At 46.5% G+C, this 17,558-nt stretch carries 18 protein-coding genes; 4 read left to right on the forward strand and 14 right to left on the reverse strand.

The genetic code is table 11. The features are described from left to right. Positions 1-24: 24 nt before the first annotated feature. The 7 genes from HPL003_RS03005 to HPL003_RS03035 form a co-directional block, all read right to left on the reverse strand. On the reverse strand, positions 25-432 hold the full coding sequence (locus tag HPL003_RS03005; RefSeq protein ID WP_014278171.1) for a hypothetical protein: 408 nt from the start codon (positions 430-432) through the stop codon (positions 25-27). Positions 433-457: 25 nt separating this feature from the next. Beyond that, on the reverse strand, positions 458-724 hold the full coding sequence (locus HPL003_RS03010; RefSeq protein ID WP_014278172.1) for a hypothetical protein: 267 nt from the start codon (positions 722-724) through the stop codon (positions 458-460). Between the two features lie 624 nt (positions 725-1,348). Next, positions 1,349-2,323, reverse strand: coding sequence for a polysaccharide pyruvyl transferase family protein (locus tag HPL003_RS03015; protein WP_014278173.1), 975 nt, complete (start codon positions 2,321-2,323; stop codon positions 1,349-1,351). Continuing rightward, entirely contained in the window at positions 2,298-3,677 is a 1,380-nt protein-coding gene (locus HPL003_RS03020) for a lipopolysaccharide biosynthesis protein (protein ID WP_014278174.1), read from the reverse strand. Before HPL003_RS03020 ends, HPL003_RS03015 begins: the two co-directional genes overlap by 26 nt. 73 nt (positions 3,678-3,750) lie before the next feature. Further along, positions 3,751-4,704: a glycosyltransferase family 2 protein gene (locus tag HPL003_RS03025; protein ID WP_014278175.1), complete on the reverse strand. Its 954-nt coding sequence runs from the start codon at positions 4,702-4,704 to the stop codon at positions 3,751-3,753. 83 nt (positions 4,705-4,787) lie between these two features. Further along, positions 4,788-5,729 carry a glycosyltransferase family 2 protein gene (locus HPL003_RS03030; RefSeq protein ID WP_014278176.1) on the reverse strand — a complete coding sequence of 314 codons (942 nt, stop codon included), beginning with the start codon at positions 5,727-5,729 and terminating at the stop codon, positions 4,788-4,790. Between the two features lie 204 nt (positions 5,730-5,933). Then, positions 5,934-6,734 carry a DUF1836 domain-containing protein gene (locus tag HPL003_RS03035; RefSeq protein ID WP_014278177.1) on the reverse strand — a complete coding sequence of 267 codons (801 nt, stop codon included), beginning with the start codon at positions 6,732-6,734 and terminating at the stop codon, positions 5,934-5,936. A 223-nt stretch (positions 6,735-6,957) separates the two neighbouring features. On the opposite strand from HPL003_RS03035, the gene HPL003_RS03040 reads away from it, so the two are divergent. Together HPL003_RS03040 and bacA are read left to right on the forward strand one after the other, a co-directional pair. Continuing rightward, the gene (locus HPL003_RS03040) at positions 6,958-8,328 is read left to right on the forward strand and encodes a hemolysin family protein (protein WP_014278178.1); all 1,371 of its coding nucleotides are present in this window, start codon (positions 6,958-6,960) and stop codon (positions 8,326-8,328) included. A gap of 128 nt (positions 8,329-8,456) precedes the next feature. Further along, on the forward strand, positions 8,457-9,254 hold the full coding sequence (gene bacA, locus HPL003_RS03045; RefSeq protein WP_014278179.1) for an undecaprenyl-diphosphate phosphatase: 798 nt from the start codon (positions 8,457-8,459) through the stop codon (positions 9,252-9,254). A gap of 264 nt (positions 9,255-9,518) precedes the next feature. Here bacA and HPL003_RS03050 read toward each other — a convergent pair whose 3' ends face one another. From HPL003_RS03050 to HPL003_RS03080, 7 genes are all read right to left on the reverse strand, one after another. Beyond that, complete coding sequence (locus tag HPL003_RS03050; protein ID WP_014278180.1) at positions 9,519-9,845, reverse strand: thioredoxin family protein; 327 nt, start codon at positions 9,843-9,845, stop codon at positions 9,519-9,521. Between the two features lie 208 nt (positions 9,846-10,053). Next, positions 10,054-10,965, reverse strand: coding sequence for an aldo/keto reductase (locus tag HPL003_RS03055; RefSeq protein ID WP_014278181.1), 912 nt, complete (start codon positions 10,963-10,965; stop codon positions 10,054-10,056). Between the two features lie 147 nt (positions 10,966-11,112). Continuing rightward, a complete protein-coding gene (locus tag HPL003_RS03060; protein ID WP_014278182.1) occupies positions 11,113-11,856 on the reverse strand; it encodes an alpha/beta hydrolase in 744 nt (247 codons plus the stop codon). A gap of 34 nt (positions 11,857-11,890) precedes the next feature. After that, the gene (locus HPL003_RS03065; protein WP_014278183.1) at positions 11,891-12,874 is read right to left on the reverse strand and encodes a siderophore ABC transporter substrate-binding protein; all 984 of its coding nucleotides are present in this window, start codon (positions 12,872-12,874) and stop codon (positions 11,891-11,893) included. A 12-nt stretch (positions 12,875-12,886) separates the two neighbouring features. Beyond that, entirely contained in the window at positions 12,887-13,645 is a 759-nt protein-coding gene (locus tag HPL003_RS03070) for an iron ABC transporter ATP-binding protein (RefSeq protein ID WP_014278184.1), read from the reverse strand. Next, positions 13,639-14,589: an iron chelate uptake ABC transporter family permease subunit gene (locus HPL003_RS03075; RefSeq protein ID WP_014278185.1), complete on the reverse strand. Its 951-nt coding sequence runs from the start codon at positions 14,587-14,589 to the stop codon at positions 13,639-13,641. Before HPL003_RS03075 ends, HPL003_RS03070 begins: the two co-directional genes overlap by 7 nt. Beyond that, the gene (locus HPL003_RS03080) at positions 14,579-15,532 is read right to left on the reverse strand and encodes an ABC transporter permease (protein ID WP_014278186.1); all 954 of its coding nucleotides are present in this window, start codon (positions 15,530-15,532) and stop codon (positions 14,579-14,581) included. The genes HPL003_RS03075 and HPL003_RS03080 overlap by 11 nt, the downstream gene beginning before the upstream one ends. Before the next feature lie 330 nt (positions 15,533-15,862). On the opposite strand from HPL003_RS03080, the gene HPL003_RS03085 reads away from it, so the two are divergent. Continuing rightward, entirely contained in the window at positions 15,863-16,540 is a 678-nt protein-coding gene (locus HPL003_RS03085) for a response regulator transcription factor (protein WP_014278187.1), read from the forward strand. Position 16,541: 1 nt separating this feature from the next. Further along, positions 16,542-17,459 carry a sensor histidine kinase gene (locus HPL003_RS03090; RefSeq protein WP_014278188.1) on the forward strand — a complete coding sequence of 306 codons (918 nt, stop codon included), beginning with the start codon at positions 16,542-16,544 and terminating at the stop codon, positions 17,457-17,459. The last annotated feature ends 99 nt before the right edge of the window (positions 17,460-17,558 follow it).

The raw sequence follows: 17,558 nt of genomic DNA on the forward strand, positions 1-17,558 counted from the left end.
GCAAAACCGATTTTCGAACCATAGCTAACTAAGAAGCTTTTCTTTCAGTTCAATACTCCTATTGCTCTCAGCCAGCTTTTCAAGTACTTCCCTAGCGTCCCACTCATGAATGGGGCGCTCTTTGAGTTGATAATCTTTTATAAATTTTTCAAACTCTTCGTAACTCAATTCAAAATCAGTGACCTCGAAAAGTTCTTCAAAGTTTCTAGTGATTTTCTGAACATCGGGGTTATTCTGATCGGGATGCAAACGCATGCTGAATAGTATACACAGATTTGTTAGAAAATGCTGATCAGCGGTGCTTAATTCATTTTTTGCGCACCATTTATCAAACGGTGACAACTCATCTTCTACCAGTTGTAACAATCGAGATTTCCATTCTAACAAAATATCTATTCGTTTTTCGAACTGAGTATTTTTCATGTTGTCCATAATGCACCTCTCTTTTCTCAGATCATTAAAGTATTAGTTTACTTCCATAATAGATCAACCACTCTACAACCTGTCCTACCCCTTCAGCCAAGCCTTTGCTAACTACTCCTCTTAATTCTTGCACAATTGCAGATCTTGCCCCTGTTGCTATTTCGGCGGTGGTTAAATCAACTGCCCCCAAATAACTTTCAAGAACACCAAAGATTTTATTATTATTTTTTATGACAACTGCAACAGTCTCTTTATCAAAGAACCCCTCCAAAGCCCATCGTGAGACTGGATTATCAATCACATATCTAAGAGCCTTAATAGCAATCTCTACAGCCTTTACTTTAACACCTTGTGTGCTAACTTCTCCCTCAGGCTGTACAGAAGGAACTGGTGGAGCTACAGTATTAGCATCTACTGATGGCGAGCACCATATGTAACATCAACTGATGAAGTTTCTGCAAATGCTGCGAAGGGAGCTATGACCGAGAATAATAAGACAGTTGCCACTGAGCTTAAAGCAGTTTTTTTAGCTAATTTCCATTTTACTTATACATTCCTCCAATAATTTGTATTTACTACAAAATAATATAATAGAATACATGTCGAAGTAAGGTGAATTTAGGAAAATTGAATAAACAGTAAGAAAGTCCCACCACAAAATCCTTTAAAATTCTAACTATAAGACCAATAGAACAAATAAATCTATAACCATTCATTTCTCGTAACTTAATCCTTTTGAACTATGAAATGTAATAATATGTAGAATAATGACAAAATAAATCCCCGCCGACCAATTAGGTTAGCAGGGAATCTACATACTTTGTTATGTTTATATGTTCTAAAAGTAGAACTAAAAATTTAAATACACGGGTGCGATACTGTTATAAAGCAGCAACGTTGCCTCTCAAAATAGCTTTTCCTTACATTAAGAAAGCTGCTCCAGCGCATCAGGTGTATCGCTGAACAGCTTCGCCTTGGGATTGGGCTGTGTCCAGGTGTTATAATACTGCGAGTTTTTGCCGTACGAATTATCAATGACGACATGCGGCATATCGAGCAGGCAGGCCAGAATATGACCGTGCAGCCGCGAGGTGCGAACCTCGCGGTAAGAGCTGAACAGCGTAACCGCTTTGTTCATGAGGTGGTCGGTGTACTTGTACCAAAAGATACGCGTAGGCAGCGGACCGCCGATTTTTTTATCTAGACGGTAAAATTTCTGGAAGTAAACGATCCCTTTCACTTCCAAAGGAGTGAACAAAGTGTCCCAGTCCAGACGGTGGGCGGCATCTGCTTCGTCGTCGAATTGCTTTTGCCCCCCTACAGTTTCAATATCCGTACGCAGGAAGTACAGTACGTCCTTGACCGTTTCCGTAGTCGGCTTCAACGGCCAGAGCTGGTGCGCCATGTCCGGGCATAACGTGATGCTGCACTGATTCAGTTTGTCCTTGGCCCACGTATAAGAGCGTGTGTCCCGCACAAACATATGTAGATCCGGGTGACCATTGAACAGCGCAGCGACCTCATTGGCCTTCTGTTCAGACTGAAAGTGGATCGTCTGTGGCATGATTACAATGCGGTGGCTCGGAAAATCACGCACGATGCGTTCCCGCAAATTTTGGTGATTTGAATATAAATCGCCGAAATTGCCGCCTCCGTGACACACGATAATCCAGTCGCCCGGAATTTGAAGCTGATCGGGAATATCCATAGCACTGTAACGGGCACGAACACGGATACCGTTATCCTTGAAGAACGCCTCGGTGCCTTTCATGATGAGTACGTCCCCACCGTTGTTATATACGGGATAGTCAACATAAATGATGTTCGAACCTTGGGGGACTACGTCGAGAATGACGCTCAGCTTATTTTTCAGTTTAGCCATGGGATGCGAATTCGGCATCTTTCAGTTCTCCCTTCCTGCGCTTCTTTTGTATGGTCTGAATGACAAATGTGATATCACTTTTATCAAAAATGATCCGCGATAACGGAACATCGAAAAACATCGGGAATGAAAACAGCGAGAATGCCAACCGTACACAAGCGCCTACGAGCAAAGCAATGGCAATGCCGTCCAAACCGAAGATCGGGGTACAAATAAAGAACAGCCCGACGGTAATGGCATATGCCACAATTTGCCGAAACAGCACAAGCCCCGGTCGACCCAGTGCGTTGAAGGCCGAAGCCAGAATCCAGGAGCCGCCTCCGATGATGCACTCCAGTGACAACAGGTAGAAGGTTAACGATGCTTCCAGAAAAGCGGGGCCATACAGCAAACCCAGCATGTATCGTCCAATGAACAAAGCAGGCACGATGACGATCAGCATAGCAGCCATGGAAATGCGAAAAGCACGACCGACGGTTTCGACAATTTTGCTATGCTCCATTCCAGTCACCTTCGGAAAGGTTACATTCGTAACAGCGTTCTGCACCACATTGAAGACACGCGACAGAGCATAGACGACAGAGTACAGACCAAACGCCTTGGGTGACAGTAACGCCACGATGACAATTTTGTCTGTTTGTGTAGACAACGTCCCCATCAACTCCATCCCGTAGACCCTAGCTCCATAGCTATAATAAGGACGGAGCACCTGGCGGCTAGTGAACGGGCGGAAAGTACGCAAATTCATATGCTTGCGCAAACGGAGGAACGCCCATACCAGCGCAAGGAAACTCGCGGCAAAATTCACGGCCCCCGCCAGTTGCACGTTGAGCAGCCCCATCAGCCACAGCGTCACCAGACCGATGAAGTTCAGCAGCGGATAATAAAACAGCAGCCCGTTATATACGCTAAACCGATCCAGCCCTTGCGATAACGCCGTTGTCAGTGCCGTAAGCACCGCCAGCGGTACCGCAGCCGCACAATAAAGCTGCGACAGGTGGACGATATCCGCACCATAGCCATTCAGCCACAGCGGCATACATATCCAGGCCACCGCCCCCGCCAGCAAGCTGGCAGGCAACTGAATCCACAGCGACAACGCCAGCAATTCTTCCGTCGTGCCTGTTTTCTTCTTGAGGTTATAAATCAGCGACGTTGGCAAGCCGAAGCTCAGCACGCTGCCGATCAGCGTAGGCCAGAACAGAACTGCCGCCAGTTCTCCTTTCCCCTCTACTCCAAGCATACGTGCGGTCAGGATGGAAGTCAGGGTCGTGACGATTAGCACGAAAAAATTATTAAAGCTCGTGCGCATGATCGTTTTGGCGAGACTGTCACCCGTGAATACTTTCCTTGCTGCTGTCCATGTGCTCATGTTACGTCCAACTCCTGTTCCTTATTAAGCCTCTCGTCTCTATGTTCACATCGCGCCTCCTGCCGCACCTCCATCAGCCTACCGTTTTTTTGGAATTGCGTTCAGGTAACTCCCCTACGCCCATAGGCCCCTTCGGACTTGAAAAAATCGCCTTCAGTGCTCTTCTGTAGCCTTGAATGGCAGAATGATTATTCTTGGGCTTCTCTCTCATGATCTGATACAGCGTCGTCCAATACAGCGCAGCATAGCCAATCGGCCCAGATCGCTCGTCCCGCAGCAGATGGATATGATTCATCACCCGCATATAAGTAACCTGCTCCATATTGTCACGCGAGGACGGCGATTCGTGGTGAAGCAGCGTAAGCGCCGGGTTAATGTACAGCGGGCCGCTTTTCATAGCAATTCGTGAAAGTAACAGGTCTTCCCCTACGCTATAGCTTTGCAACCAAGGTACCGGCTCCAGACTGCGAATCGCCTCACGACGAAATGACATATTGCAACCGTGAAAAAACTCGGTTCGAAACGTCTTCTTCGCCTTGTGCCAGTTGTACATCGAGCCGGACTGACCGCTGAGTGACAGCTTTCCTTTGGACAAGGACTGCTGAAATGATAGCAGGCAACGAATGGTCCCCATGAAGCTGTTGCTCATTCCCTTCGCAATACCACCGACACCAGCGGCCTGCGGATAAGCCTCATAGGTACGTATCAGCTCGTTCAAATAGTTGTTCGGTAGCTCAACATCATCGTCAAGAAACAAAATGATATCCCCCTGCGCTAGCTCAACTGTTTTTACACGTGAGAGCCATAAGCCCGGCTGCTCCTTGCGATGGTATCGGTAGGTAATCCCCGCTCTGCCCAATTGACGCTCATAGCGTTCCAGCACATGCTTGGGCAGCTCTCCATCATCAATAATCCACAGCTCGGTTTCACATGCCTCCGGTGCCCCACCAATTGCTATTGAATTAATGCATCGGGTCAGATCGTCAACCCGATTTCGGGTGCACAGGGCAATGGACAAGCTTAACATCATATTCCCCCTTTATCCTGAAAATATATGAAGCCACAAGCTGCCCGCTCTTCGCAGACTGCACGTTTACAACAGATTCCTGATTACTGAACCGCCGGGCCTAAATAATCGTTATATTTTTGCTTGCGCGGATTCAGAATGAACAGCACCCCCTGCTTGTATCCTTCTGCGGCATTAAAGTTACGGCGTAGTATTTCCTTGAACATCAGGTAGGACAAGGTCCATAAAAGCGCCCCGTACTGGATGGCTCCCGCCTTTTTCAGAGCAAGGAAATAATAGTGATTGATCGCTGTAGCCTTGGCTACTTTGCCCGCCTTGTCGCGTGAGCTTGGAGATTCGTGATGAATGATCGTTAAGTCGGGATTGATAACCAGCTTGCCGTAACGGCTTGCCAACTGGCACATATACAAATCGTCAGCCACGGCATAGCTGGTCATCCACGGATACGGCTTCATATCCCGAAGCGCATCCCGCCGGAATGACATGTTGCAGCCATGAAAAAATTCCGTGTCAAAAACCTCCGTCGCTTCTCCCCAACGCAGCAATGAACCTGCCAGACTACTGGGCGAAAGCTTACCGAGAGACGGTGACATCTGAAATGTCAAAATGCCCAGCAGCTTCCCTGCCCGGCTCGAATGTAGTCCCTTTGCAATCCCTCCAACACCCACAATCGTTTCATCCTGATCATAGGTATCGAGCAAGCGCCGGATATAGAGTTTATCGTCCAGTTCGGCATCATCGTCAAAATACAGCACGATATCATACCGTACAAGAGATAACGCTTCATAGCGGGACAACCAAACCCCGGGACGACTTTTTTTATGATACTTCAAAACGCCTTGAGGCAAGCCGGACACCATGTCACGGTACAGCTCGACCTGTTGGTCGGAAATATCGCCGTCATCCACAATCAGCAGCTCTACAGCCGTATGCTCCAGCTGCTGCTGTCCTGCGATAGATTGTATACAGCGTGTCAGATCTTCGATCCGATTGCGGGTACAAATGATGATGGAGACATCGGACATGCCATTACCTCCTGTGTGTGTATCCAGATGCTTTGGAAGAGATATTCAAAGTTTTTCCAATTGCTGGATGATATATGTTTATTGTATCTTTGACAGCGTTTAAGTGTATATACCTCTTTTGTATACTTTTTCAGTCTCCAAAAGGGTAGACAATACTCGAAAAAGGGCAAAAAAATAGGATCGGCTTCTAGCGCCAATCCTGATCTACCCTTGAAAGTCCAGAAACAACGTCGCATTCACATACCTGCGTGCCATGGACAAAAAATAACTATTTTGCACCGATACCGCAGCTACCAGCAATGTATTCCGAACGGCTTGACACTGGTTAGGGGTCAAATGCTGCAAACGGCTGGTGTATTGATCTGCCGCCTGAATCAGCAATTCCTCTGTCGCACCATCCTGACGCTGCTGCCCTGTAGCAGAATTCCCGTTTTCTTTTGCAAACCCGACTCCTGCCACATCCAGCAGTTGGTCTCCATTCGCATCCAGCTCCTCAAACAAGGTTGAATAAGCAGCGTACAAATCGACCGGCTGGATTAGATCATCCGTATCATCCTCCGGCTGTTGGAACAGGATATGAAATAACTGACGGATGGATTCAAAATCAAGGCACGATTTCAAATCCTCCACAATGAGCAGCAGTGCGGCCTGGTTGACTGAATATTTTTTACCGATCTTCGGCGATCCGAGAAATTCCTTGAAGTCGCGTTTGACCCAATTTTGCATAGAAGCTAGTGAAACATGGCTATATTCGACCAGTTGACCAAGAGAAACGATCTCCTGTAGCGAAAAAGCTGCGCTGTGTTTGCCCTTGATGATTTTATCCAGCACAGGTGTTACCTCAGTATACAAAAATGTCGGCATCGTACTGCCAGAACGGCCCGGATGGATATGGGTGCGTCTCCAGGCATCCTGAAGAACGGCCAACGGCTGCAATTCGCGGCGACCTTCCATCGCCAGCAGCAAATGGGCCATATCACGGCGTGTGAGGGTAAAAGACTCCATCTGCTTTCCTCCCTTTAAACCATTTCAAGTTCATTCGAACTCATCATACGCCCATAAACTAGGCTTGTAAAGTGAAGCAATGATCCGTGCGGGTTCTGTTTTGTCTTATTTTCCGTGCAAATTGGAGGTAGGTGACCTGCTATGATTGGATATGAACCTTGTATATTTGCTTTTAAGTTCTTAAAATAAGTTCAAGTGAACTTAAAATGGAGTTCATTAAAAATTGAACGAAAAAGGGATGAGTGAAAATTATATGGGTATAGGTGTCAGTCTATTTTTGTTCGCGGTGTTGATTATATTTAGTGCTTTCTTCGTGGCTACCGAGTTTGCGATTATTAAAATCCGTTCCAGCCGGGTCGATCAGCTGGTCGTGGAAAATCGGAAAAACGCACTGGCGCTACAAAAGGTCGTCAATAATCTGGACGGCTACTTGTCCGCCTGTCAGCTTGGTATTACGATTACAGCGTTGGGACTCGGCTGGCTCGGTGAACCGACCGTGGTCAAATTGCTGGAGCCTCTCTTTCAACAGCTCAACATCAATGGGGAATTTTCACATATCCTGGCCTTTATTATTTCATTTGTCATTGTAACTTACCTGCACGTGGTTATCGGGGAGCTGGCTCCCAAAACGCTGGCGATCCGCAAAGCGGAAGCCGTAAGCTTGTTGACCTCCCCGGTCATCGTATGGTTTAACCGGATTATGTATCCGTTTATCTGGCTCCTGAACGGTTCGGCCAACCGTTTGGTTCGTCTGTTTGGTCTTCAACCGGCAAGCGAGCATGAGGAAGCGCACTCTCAGGAGGAAATTCAGATCATTTTGTCCGAAAGCGTGGAAAGTGGTAAGATCAATAACACCGAATATGGCTACGTGAATCGTATCTTTGCTTTTGACGAGACCGTTGCCAAAGAAATTATGGTGCCACGTACAGATATGGTATGCTTGTTTACGAATCGCTCGCTGAAAGAAAACATGCTAACCATTCACGAAGAGCAGTATACCCGTTTTCCGGTGGCGACAGAGAGCAAGGATCAGATCATCGGTATGATTAATACCAAGCAATTGTTCCTTGAGTATGACCGCAACCCTGAGCTTGATTTCCATAGTCTGATTCAACCGATCCTGACCGTTCCGGAAGTTATACCCGTCAACACGCTGCTCAAACGCATGCAGAAGGAGCAGGTTCATATCGCCCTTCTCGTCGATGAATACGGCGGAACCTCCGGTCTGATTACCATTGAGGACATTTTGGAGGAAATTGTTGGCGAAATCCGTGATGAATTTGATAAGGATGAACGGAAGGAAATCGAGAAATTAACGGAGAACAGTTATTTGATGGATGGCAAGGTGATGCTTTCCGATCTGAGTGATCTGACTGGCTTGACGTTGGACGATGAGGACGTGGATACTGTCGGAGGGTGGGTGTATAGTCGGGTTCCAGAACCGAGACAGGGCAAGGAATTCATAGAAGATGATGTGAAATTTATCATTCGTGAAATGGGTAAAAATCGTATTCGACGGGTGGAGATTATTCTACACAATGAATCTCCTGTATCTGAGTTGGAAGCGGAATCGGACACTTCTTCCCGGGAGTGAACTGCTGTGACCTAAGTGGCTTGCACTGTGCACTTGACACTTGCGTTCACTCCTACTGAAATGACATACTTCCAGGGCAAACGGCTTAGGCCGTTTGCCCTGCACGCGTGTAAGGAGGAACTAGTAAAGTGGATATTTTATCATCTATTATTATGGGCATTATTGAAGGGCTGACAGAGTTTTTGCCGGTCTCTTCAACGGGTCATATGATCCTGACGGCTGATCTTCTAGGGTTAAACACGGAGAATGATACGGTCAAAACGTTCGAGGTTATTGTGCAGTTGGGTGCTGTACTGGCGGTCGTCGTATTGTACTGGCGCAGGTTCTTGAGCTTGTTTGATTTCAGACGCAGAATCTCGACTCAACCGCGTCTGAACCTGCTACACATTATTTTGGCCATGATCCCTGCGGGTGTGATTGGCGTGCTGTTCCGTGATGTAATCAAGCAATACCTGTTTGGCCCTCAAACCGTTCTGTACAGTCTGGTCATCGGAGGCTTGCTAATGATCGCGGCTGAAAAATTCCATCCGCCCATTAAATCGCATACAGTGGATGAGATTACGTACAAGCAGGCTTTTACGATCGGTATATTCCAAGTCCTAGCTCTATGGCCGGGCTTCTCCCGTTCAGGCTCAACCATGTCCGGGGGCCTATTTGCCCGTGTAAGCCATACAGCAGCCGCTGAATTCACGTTTTTGGTTTCTGTTCCAGTCATGTTGGGCGCATCGGGCATTGATATGGTCAAAAGTATGGACCATCTGTCCATGAGCGATTTTCCGGTGTTCGCGGCCGGCTTTATCACTGCCTTTATCGTCGGTATGCTGGCGATCAAAACGTTCCTCGGTCTGCTCAAACGCTTGAGCCTGACTTCATTCGCCATCTACCGCTTCGTATTGGCGGCTGTGTTCTTCTTCATTATTTTGTAAGCTATTTTGTTTGTTGCCGCAAAGCCTTCATGCTTTTCAGCAATAACAGCTCGTTTCGTATGACAAAAAAGGGTTATCACATGGGCTTGATTTATCAGCCATGGGATAACCCTTTTTCTATTTCAGCATTTTGCATAATTCGATTCCCAACGCTTAAAAGTACAATATATAGACAAATTAGACCGTTTTGATCTATAAATTTGCTGATTTGAAATCGCTCTTGGGATTTATGCAAAATGGGCGCGACTTTGACTATCGTTTCGATTATTGTTTTGATTCCAATGTGGTCAGGTATTCGGAAATTTGTGCTGGCGTCTTGGCATATTTGCTGTGCAAATGAGCAATTTTTTCGCCGTTACGGAAAACGAGCAGGCTCGGAATTCCACGTACCTGATTTTCTTCGGCAATCGGCTGGAATTTCTCAGCATCAAGCGCAAAGAAACGCTTATCCGTATTTTCCTCGATAATGCCACCCATGAATTTATCCAGTGTTTTGCAATCCGGACACCAGGTTGTGTCAAATTTTACGACCGTTAAACCGTCACCGTTAATCAAATCCTGATACTGCTGCTGTGATTCGATGCGTTCCATTTGTTGGTTCCTCCTAGGGTATATTTATGAATGTCTCCATACCTAAATATGGATTATAAACCTGAGCTTATTCTTATATTGTAATGATTCTTTCATATATTGCAACTATGGCAAGTACACGTTCGAAAGTATGGTCCGATATATCGGCTGGCAAATCGCATTTCCGACCGTGCGACAAAGATTCCCCTCTGCCCTACCTGTGCTCGTATCAGCGATATTGCGCATCATAGCAGTTAGCCCGGCTCATCTGCTGTAGCGCCTCCCGCTCCTGTTGGGTTAACGGTGGGAGACTCGCTGCTGCGATATTATGCTCCACTTGTCCCAATGAGCTTGCACCCGGGATAACAGCAGCGACAGCCGGGTGAGACAGGCTATAACGGATCGCCGTCTGCCCCATGCTGTGCTCTGCCCCCGTAAATGCCTTCAATTGCTTGCGTACGTCCAGCAGTTCCGCCTCTTCGTAGTCCAGATAGCCCTTGGCTGCCTTGCCTTCTCCTTCGTCGGTCAACACGCCGCTGGCGACGGGTCCGCGTGCAATGACACTGATTCCCCGCTCCTGAAGCAAAGACAATACCTCTTCCTCTGCCCGACGGTCCAGCAAGCTATATTGATTCATGACACTGATGATATTCGAACGCTCGACATATTCACGGATGACGTGAGGACGAATCGAGGAAATGCCATAATAACGGATGACCCCCTCCCTTTTGAGCTGTTCAAAAGCCTCAATCGTTTCGTCGATGGGATCGTCTATCGTTCCTCCGTGAAGCTGATACAGGTCGATATAATCCGTTCCCAGGCGGCGCAGGCTTTCTTTGACCGCAGACAGAATATATTTCTTGGACGGGTCCCACCCCCAGCCCTCTTGGCCCGGCATACGCCGATTACCGACCTTGGTCGCCAGTATCACGTCTTGACGCCGTCCACGGATCGCTGCACCCACGATTTCCTCATTACGCCCGTGATGGTATAAATCCGCCGTATCGAGCAGGTTCACGCCCCGATCCAACGCTTCATGGATCAGGTAGACACCTTGCTGCTGCTCCGTACCGACCGACATACAGCCCAAGCCAATCTCGCCTACCCGCAAATCCGAAGATCCCAGACGATTTTTCTTCATGTAGTGGTTCCCTCACTTTCAATAGCGTGCGTGTAACATCAAATTTTGAATATTGCTCTATTATACGAAAAATAACCCCAAAGGGCATAGAGACTCCACGTTCTCCAATCCTTTGGGGTTATTGCATAAGCCCATATTCCAATCGTGCTATCGGAACAGCCATTTGATGGCCTCGGGGAATTGACGCTGAAAAAAATCCACCCGATGCACCGCATCCTGATCCAGTACGAGAAGAACATCCTTTTCATCAAGCCCCTGTGCCAGTAGCACTTCACGTGCTTGAAGGGTTAACGAAACCATATCTTTTTGCACATTCGTTTTCCCTTCACCTTCACGGGTCCCGACAGATACATAAAATCGGTGTGTTTCAGCCACTCCCGTTGCAAAAGATGCAGACCGCATGTAATCCATCATACCCGGATACCAATAGGAGCCGGAGATCGAACCGATGCGTCCGAATACATCCTCATATTTGAAGGCGGCATACATGGAAATCAATCCGCCCAACGAAGCGCCGATGATTCCCGTATGCTCCAGCCCGGTTTGCACCGAATACCTTGCCTCGACGTATGGCATCACTTCCGTGACCACGAACGCCAGATAGGCATCCCCGCCACCACCAAAAGCGGGTCTTCCTTCTACCAAAGCCGCCGCCTTCCAAGGCGTATAATCGTCCAGCCGATTCACGGGCTGAATGCCCACCAGCACTACACCGGGCAGCTCCCCCACAGACAAAAGCCGCTCCAGTTCTTCTAATCCGCTTAGAAATAATGAGCTGCCATCCTGCACATACAGCACAGGGTACGGCCCACTATCATTCACGGAAGCAGGAGATGTATAGATGTGTACAAGATACCCGTCCAATGAAACTTCATCCAGATGACCTTTCATCGTATGTAACTCTCCATCGTGTACAGGTTATCCATTACAGCGCGGCATCAATTTCCTTGATCATTTCGGACACGGATTCCAGACCGTTACCTGACAAGTACCAGTAGTTCGGGTCAAGATACACAATATGACCATTTTTAAACGCATTGGTTTTCTTCACCAGTTCATTCTCAATCGTTTGTTTGCCTGTAACCTGTTCCTTGCCTTCCTCTACCACGACTGCTCCACGGTCAACAACAAAGATGTAATCCGGATTTTTTTGCTGTACATATTCAAAAGAAACCTTTTGTCCATGGGTGGATACTTTAATGTCAGGATCTACAGGTGTGACGCCAAAAGCATCATGGATGATACCGAAGCGGGATTGTGAACCATATGCGCTCAGGCTACCTTCATTCGTCAGGACGATTAGTCCTTTGGCTTTGCTCGCTACAGCCTTATCATGTACGGCCTTGATGGAGCTATCAATCGTAGCCAATTCCTGTTTGGCAGCATCCTCTTTATCGAAAATTTGACCCAGTGTTTCAACGTTTTTCTTAAAGGAATTGATATAATCCTTGGTGTCTACAGCCAACGAAATGGTCGGTGCAATTTTGCTCAATTCTTTGTATGCATCTGCCTGTCTGCCACCGATGATGATCAATTCAGGTGACAGATCGCTGATTTTTTCATAATCCGGTTCGAACAGCGTGCCCGCATTTGCATATTTGGAATCTTTATATTTGCTCAAATATGTAGGAAGATCCTGCTGCGCTACCGCCGCAACATCAACACCCAGCTTATCCAGCGTGTCCAACGCGCCAAAATCAAACACAACGACATTTTTCGGATTGACTTTGACTTGAACCGGATTTTCATCCAGGGCATGTTTAACCTCGATGGTTTTGGACTCTGTAGTTGCAGCAGAAGATGAGCCGTTGCCCGTAGCTTCCTGACTGGCTGGAGCCGCTTTGCCACAGGCAGACACGATCAGTACCAGCGCAAGCATCAGCGTTAAAAACATCATATTTTTCTTCATTTTACATTCCCCCTATGTGAAATAAACGCAAATTTTATGATCACCGATCTGTTGGATCGGAATATCCATATCGTACAAATCTTGTAATACCTGGCTGTCAATCATCTCATCGGCGGTTCCCTGCTTTAACAACCTGCCGTCCTTCATCCCCACAATATAGTCCGAATAGCAGGAAGCAAAGTTAATGTCGTGAAGCACGACCAGAATCGTTTTGCCGAGATCATCCACCAAATTGCGCAGCGTCTTCATAATCTGAACCGAATGCTTCATATCCAGATTGTTCAGCGGCTCATCCAGCAGGATGTATTCTGTGTCCTGAGCCAAAATCATGGCAATAAACGCCCGCTGTCGCTGTCCACCGCTAAGCAAATCAATATGCTTGTCCTTCATATCCTCTAGCCCCATGTAAGCCATGGACTGCTCCACCATTTGGCGATCCTCGCTGTTCAATCTGCCCTTGGAATACGGAAAACGGCCGAAGCTGACCAGCTCCTTCACGGTTAAGCGGATGTTGACATCATTCGTCTGTTTTAAAATGGATATCTTCCGGGCCAGCTCCTCGCTTTTCGTCAGGCTCACGGCCTGCCCATCAATAAGGATTTCACCTTCATCGCTATCCGCCAGACGACTGATCATCGACAGCAACGTGCTTTTCCCCGCGCCATTAGGTCCAATAAAGGAGGTAATGGTGCCTTTGGGTACGGTGACGGATACCTGATCCACCACATTTTTATTCCCGTAGCGTTTGGATACGTTTTTGACTTCTACCATGATTTATTCTCCCGCAGCAAAAGGTACAGGAAATACACCCCCCCGATGAAGTTAATAATGACGCTGACTGTTGTCGATAAGTCGAATACTCTCTCTGCCAGCAGTTGGCAGCCTGCCAATGCAATGACACTGACACAGATGGAGGCCGGAATAATATATCGGTGCTGATAGGTCTTTATCACCTGATAGGCCACATTGGCCACAATCAACCCGAGAAACGTAATTGGCCCGACGAGCGCTGTAGAAATGGAAATGAGAATCGCTACGATAACCAGCAGTCTTTTGATGATAAAGCCGTATGGAAGACCCAAGTTAACAGCATGCTCCCGTCCGAGCGACAGCACGTCCAGATACTTGATGAATCTCCACGCATAAGCGAATACGAGCACAAGAATGAATACAGAAAGCCACAGCAGCTCGGTGTTTACATTACTGAAGCTGGCAAAGCTTTTGTCCTGAATTTTTGCATATTCGTTCGGATCAATCAGCACTTCCATAAAGGTAGATAAACTGTTGAAAAGCGTACCGAACACCAGACCGATCAGCAGAAGTACATAAATCCCTCGTCCGTCCTTGCGAAAAATTAATTTGTACAGCAAACCCGCGAACAGCACCATCAGTCCCACAGATAATAAGAAATTCAGCTCTCTGCTGGTTGAAATAAACGGCACCGAGCCGAACGCAAACACAATGGTGGTCTGAATCAGCATATACAGTGAATCCAGCCCAATAATACCCGGAGTCAAAATCTTGTTATTTGTAATCGTCTGGAAAATAACCGTTGCAAAAGCAATCGAGCCACCTGTCAGGATGAAGGCTGCGATCTTTTTCAATCTTCGTGGCAGCGCGTAGTGCCAGGTATGCGGAAGATCTACAAACACAAAAGCAACAATCAGCAGCAGCGCGGCAGCAGCTAATATTCCGATTTTTAATTTAGGATTCATAGGCCCTTCTCCTCAACAGCAAATACAAGAACAACGCACTCCCGATCACACCCACGGTAAGCCCTACAGAGATTTCATACGGATAAATGATGACCCGCCCCAAAATATCGCAAAACAGCACAAAAACGGCGCCCAAGGTCGCGGTGTGGGCCAAACTTTTTTTCAGATTATCGCCCATATACATGCTGACCAGATTCGGTACAACCAGCCCTAGAAAAGGGATCGTTCCCACGGTCAATATGACGACTGAGGAAACCAAAGCCACGATCACCAAACCGACATTGACGGTGCGCTTGTAATGTACGCCCAAATTTGCCGCAAAATCCTCGCCCATGCCTGCAATTGTGAAACGATTCGCATATATGTACGCCAATGCAACCAACGGAACACTAAGATACAGCATCTCATAGCGACCACTCATCACCAGTGAAAAATCACCCTGCATCCACGAGGAAATGCTCTGGATCAGATTGTATTTATAGGCGAAAAAGGTCGTCACCGAATTCAAAATGCCCCCGAACATCAAACCGACCAGCGGGATAAATACCGGGTCCTTGAAACGGATTTTGTCCAGTATTTTCATAAAAATCAGTGTCCCCGCCAGGGCAAACCCGAAAGCCGTCAGCATCTTTGTCCAAAATCCAGCCGCTCCAAACACCATAATGGCCATCAGCACACCTAATCGTGCCGCATCCATCGTCCCTGCGGTGGTAGGCGATACAAATCGGTTCCGGGTAAGCTGCTGCATAATAAGACCACAGATACTCATACTCGCTCCTGCGATGATGATGCTGATCAAACGCGGTAGTCTGCTAATCAGGAGCACCTGTGCCTGATCGTTGGTTAAGTGGAACAAATCGAGTGGAGTTACATCATGAACACCGATAAAAACCGAGGCGAAGGCCAGTACCAGAAAAGCCAGTATTAAATAACGCAATTTCATGTTCTAACCAAGAGAGCCTGTTCTCCAACAACCTGTACCAAGCTTCGGCCCTGTCCTCCCTTCAATAATGATAATCATTATCAAAAAAATCAACTAGCATAAATTATATCAGTCATATCGTATCTGTCAATTTTTTTGAAATGAATTAACCATGTCAAAAAAGGTGCTAGCAAAATCTGAATAGTCTGAAGAGCGAATGAGCAAATAAGAGCAATATCCTGTAAAATAGAGGTGGAAGATTTTAGGCCCCTCTTTTCCATTTTTACTGTAAGCAGTTCTTGGAATTCGGGATTCATTAACTTGATTAATCAAAAAAACAGGAGGAAAATGATGAATTACATATTAATCGTCGAGGATGATATTGCCTTGAGTAACGGTATTGTTCTTACTCTTAAAGAACCTAACAACGTATTTGTGCAAACGTATGACATAGCTGCTGCAAAAGAACAATTGAACGTCACTGCCTTTGACCTAGTGATTCTTGATGTAAACTTGCCGGATGGGAATGGACTTGGCCTTTTAACCCATATACGAAAAAAAACAACTATACCAGTCATCGTCCTGACTGCGAATGATATGGAAACGGATGTCGTCACTGGTTTTGAACTGGGTGCTGACGACTATATCACAAAGCCTTTCAGTCTTATGGTACTGAGGGCAAGAGTCGGCGTTCAGTTAAAGAAATCCAGATACTCGCTTGCAGACTCCATTCAGCTCGACAATTTTTCCTTTTCATTCGAGAGGATGGAATTTATTAAGAATGGTACGCCCATTGAACTAAGTAAAACTGAACAAAAATTGTTGCGTATCCTAATCAACAATCGAGGAAATACCGTTTCGCGCGATCATTTGGTAGATAGCATCTGGACTGATGGAGCTGAGTATGTAGGTGAAAACGCCTTGTCGGTTACAATCAAAAGGCTGCGGGACAAATTGGAGGATTCTCCCTCCTCTCCTCGATACATTAAGACGATTTATGGTATTGGCTACACATGGGCGGTGAAATGAGATGACAACACTCCTTTATATGTATATTGGAATTACTGTTACTGCGCTATTTACCGCAACGGCTGTAATCATTCTATATCGTAAGAACATGTTTAAAACCATGAAAACCATAGAGGACATGATTGATGCTGCAATAGATGGCAACTTTTCGGAGCGTGTTTTCGACGAATCCGTTTTATCTGCTGTAGAGGCAAAACTTGCGCGATTTCTTTCCATTTGCACCGTATCCTCCAAAAATTTGCTTACGGAAAAAAACAAAATAAACGAGCTTATTTCCGATATTTCACATCAAACGAAAACGCCTATTGCTAATATCCTGCTCTATTCCCAACTGCTTAGTGAATACGAATTGCCGGAGGATGGTTCCATTTGTGTAAAAGCTCTCTCCACACAGGCCGAAAAGCTTAACTTTCTTATCCAGGCATTATTGAAAACATCGCAGCTTGAAACGGGGATCATCACAGTATCGCCGAGGCAGGAACCTGTTCAGAAGCTTCTGTGCACTGCACGGGAGCAAATTATGCCGAAGGCGGATGTCAAGGGCATCTCAGTGGTTATGGAGAATACAACGATTTATGCTTGCTTTGACCTGAAATGGACGGTCGAAGCAGTCTACAATATTATGGATAATGCTGTGAAGTATACAGAAACCGGCGGGAACATCACCATAAAAGCAATTGCGTATGATCTGTTTTGCCGGATTGATATTGCCGATAGTGGCATAGGAATCGCAGAAGAAGAACAGGGTAAAATCTTTAAGCGTTTTTATCGCTCCTCCACTGTTAACTCGCAGGAAGGTGTCGGTATTGGACTGTTCTTAACAAGAGAGATCCTCGCGGCTGAGGGTGGTTATATCAAGGTATTTTCACGCTACGGCCGTGGCTCCATCTTCTCTATTTTTCTTCCCATGGAAAGGTAGTTCTTTCAATGCTGTTAGATTTCAGAAAGATTCTGGAAAGATTGATATGGTAAGGTCTGTATTGCAGGACGCCACAATACAGACTATTTTTATGGAGGA

This window comes from Paenibacillus terrae HPL-003, from assembly GCF_000235585.1.
GTDB classification, from domain to species: domain Bacteria; phylum Bacillota; class Bacilli; order Paenibacillales; family Paenibacillaceae; genus Paenibacillus; species Paenibacillus terrae_B.

Excerpts from the sequence above, each read along its gene's own strand:
- HPL003_RS03005 (WP_014278171.1), bottom strand. The coding sequence starts at position 432 with ATGGACAACATGAAAAATACTCAGTTCGAAAAACGAATAGATATTTTG.
- HPL003_RS03015 (WP_014278173.1), bottom strand. The coding sequence starts at position 2,323 with ATGCCGAATTCGCATCCCATGGCTAAACTGAAAAATAAGCTGAGCGTC.
- HPL003_RS03020 (WP_014278174.1), bottom strand. The coding sequence starts at position 3,677 with ATGAGCACATGGACAGCAGCAAGGAAAGTATTCACGGGTGACAGTCTC.
- HPL003_RS03025 (WP_014278175.1), bottom strand. The coding sequence starts at position 4,704 with ATGTTAAGCTTGTCCATTGCCCTGTGCACCCGAAATCGGGTTGACGAT.
- HPL003_RS03030 (WP_014278176.1), bottom strand. The coding sequence starts at position 5,729 with ATGTCCGATGTCTCCATCATCATTTGTACCCGCAATCGGATCGAAGAT.
- HPL003_RS03035 (WP_014278177.1), bottom strand. The coding sequence starts at position 6,734 with ATGGAGTCTTTTACCCTCACACGCCGTGATATGGCCCATTTGCTGCTG.
- HPL003_RS03050 (WP_014278180.1), bottom strand. The coding sequence starts at position 9,845 with ATGGAACGCATCGAATCACAGCAGCAGTATCAGGATTTGATTAACGGT.
- HPL003_RS03055 (WP_014278181.1), bottom strand. The coding sequence starts at position 10,965 with ATGAAGAAAAATCGTCTGGGATCTTCGGATTTGCGGGTAGGCGAGATT.
- HPL003_RS03060 (WP_014278182.1), bottom strand. The coding sequence starts at position 11,856 with ATGAAAGGTCATCTGGATGAAGTTTCATTGGACGGGTATCTTGTACAC.
- HPL003_RS03065 (WP_014278183.1), bottom strand. The coding sequence starts at position 12,874 with ATGAAGAAAAATATGATGTTTTTAACGCTGATGCTTGCGCTGGTACTG.
- HPL003_RS03070 (WP_014278184.1), bottom strand. The coding sequence starts at position 13,645 with ATGGTAGAAGTCAAAAACGTATCCAAACGCTACGGGAATAAAAATGTG.
- HPL003_RS03075 (WP_014278185.1), bottom strand. The coding sequence starts at position 14,589 with ATGAATCCTAAATTAAAAATCGGAATATTAGCTGCTGCCGCGCTGCTG.
- HPL003_RS03080 (WP_014278186.1), bottom strand. The coding sequence starts at position 15,532 with ATGAAATTGCGTTATTTAATACTGGCTTTTCTGGTACTGGCCTTCGCC.
- HPL003_RS03085 (WP_014278187.1), top strand. The coding sequence starts at position 15,863 with ATGAATTACATATTAATCGTCGAGGATGATATTGCCTTGAGTAACGGT.
- HPL003_RS03090 (WP_014278188.1), top strand. The coding sequence starts at position 16,542 with ATGACAACACTCCTTTATATGTATATTGGAATTACTGTTACTGCGCTA.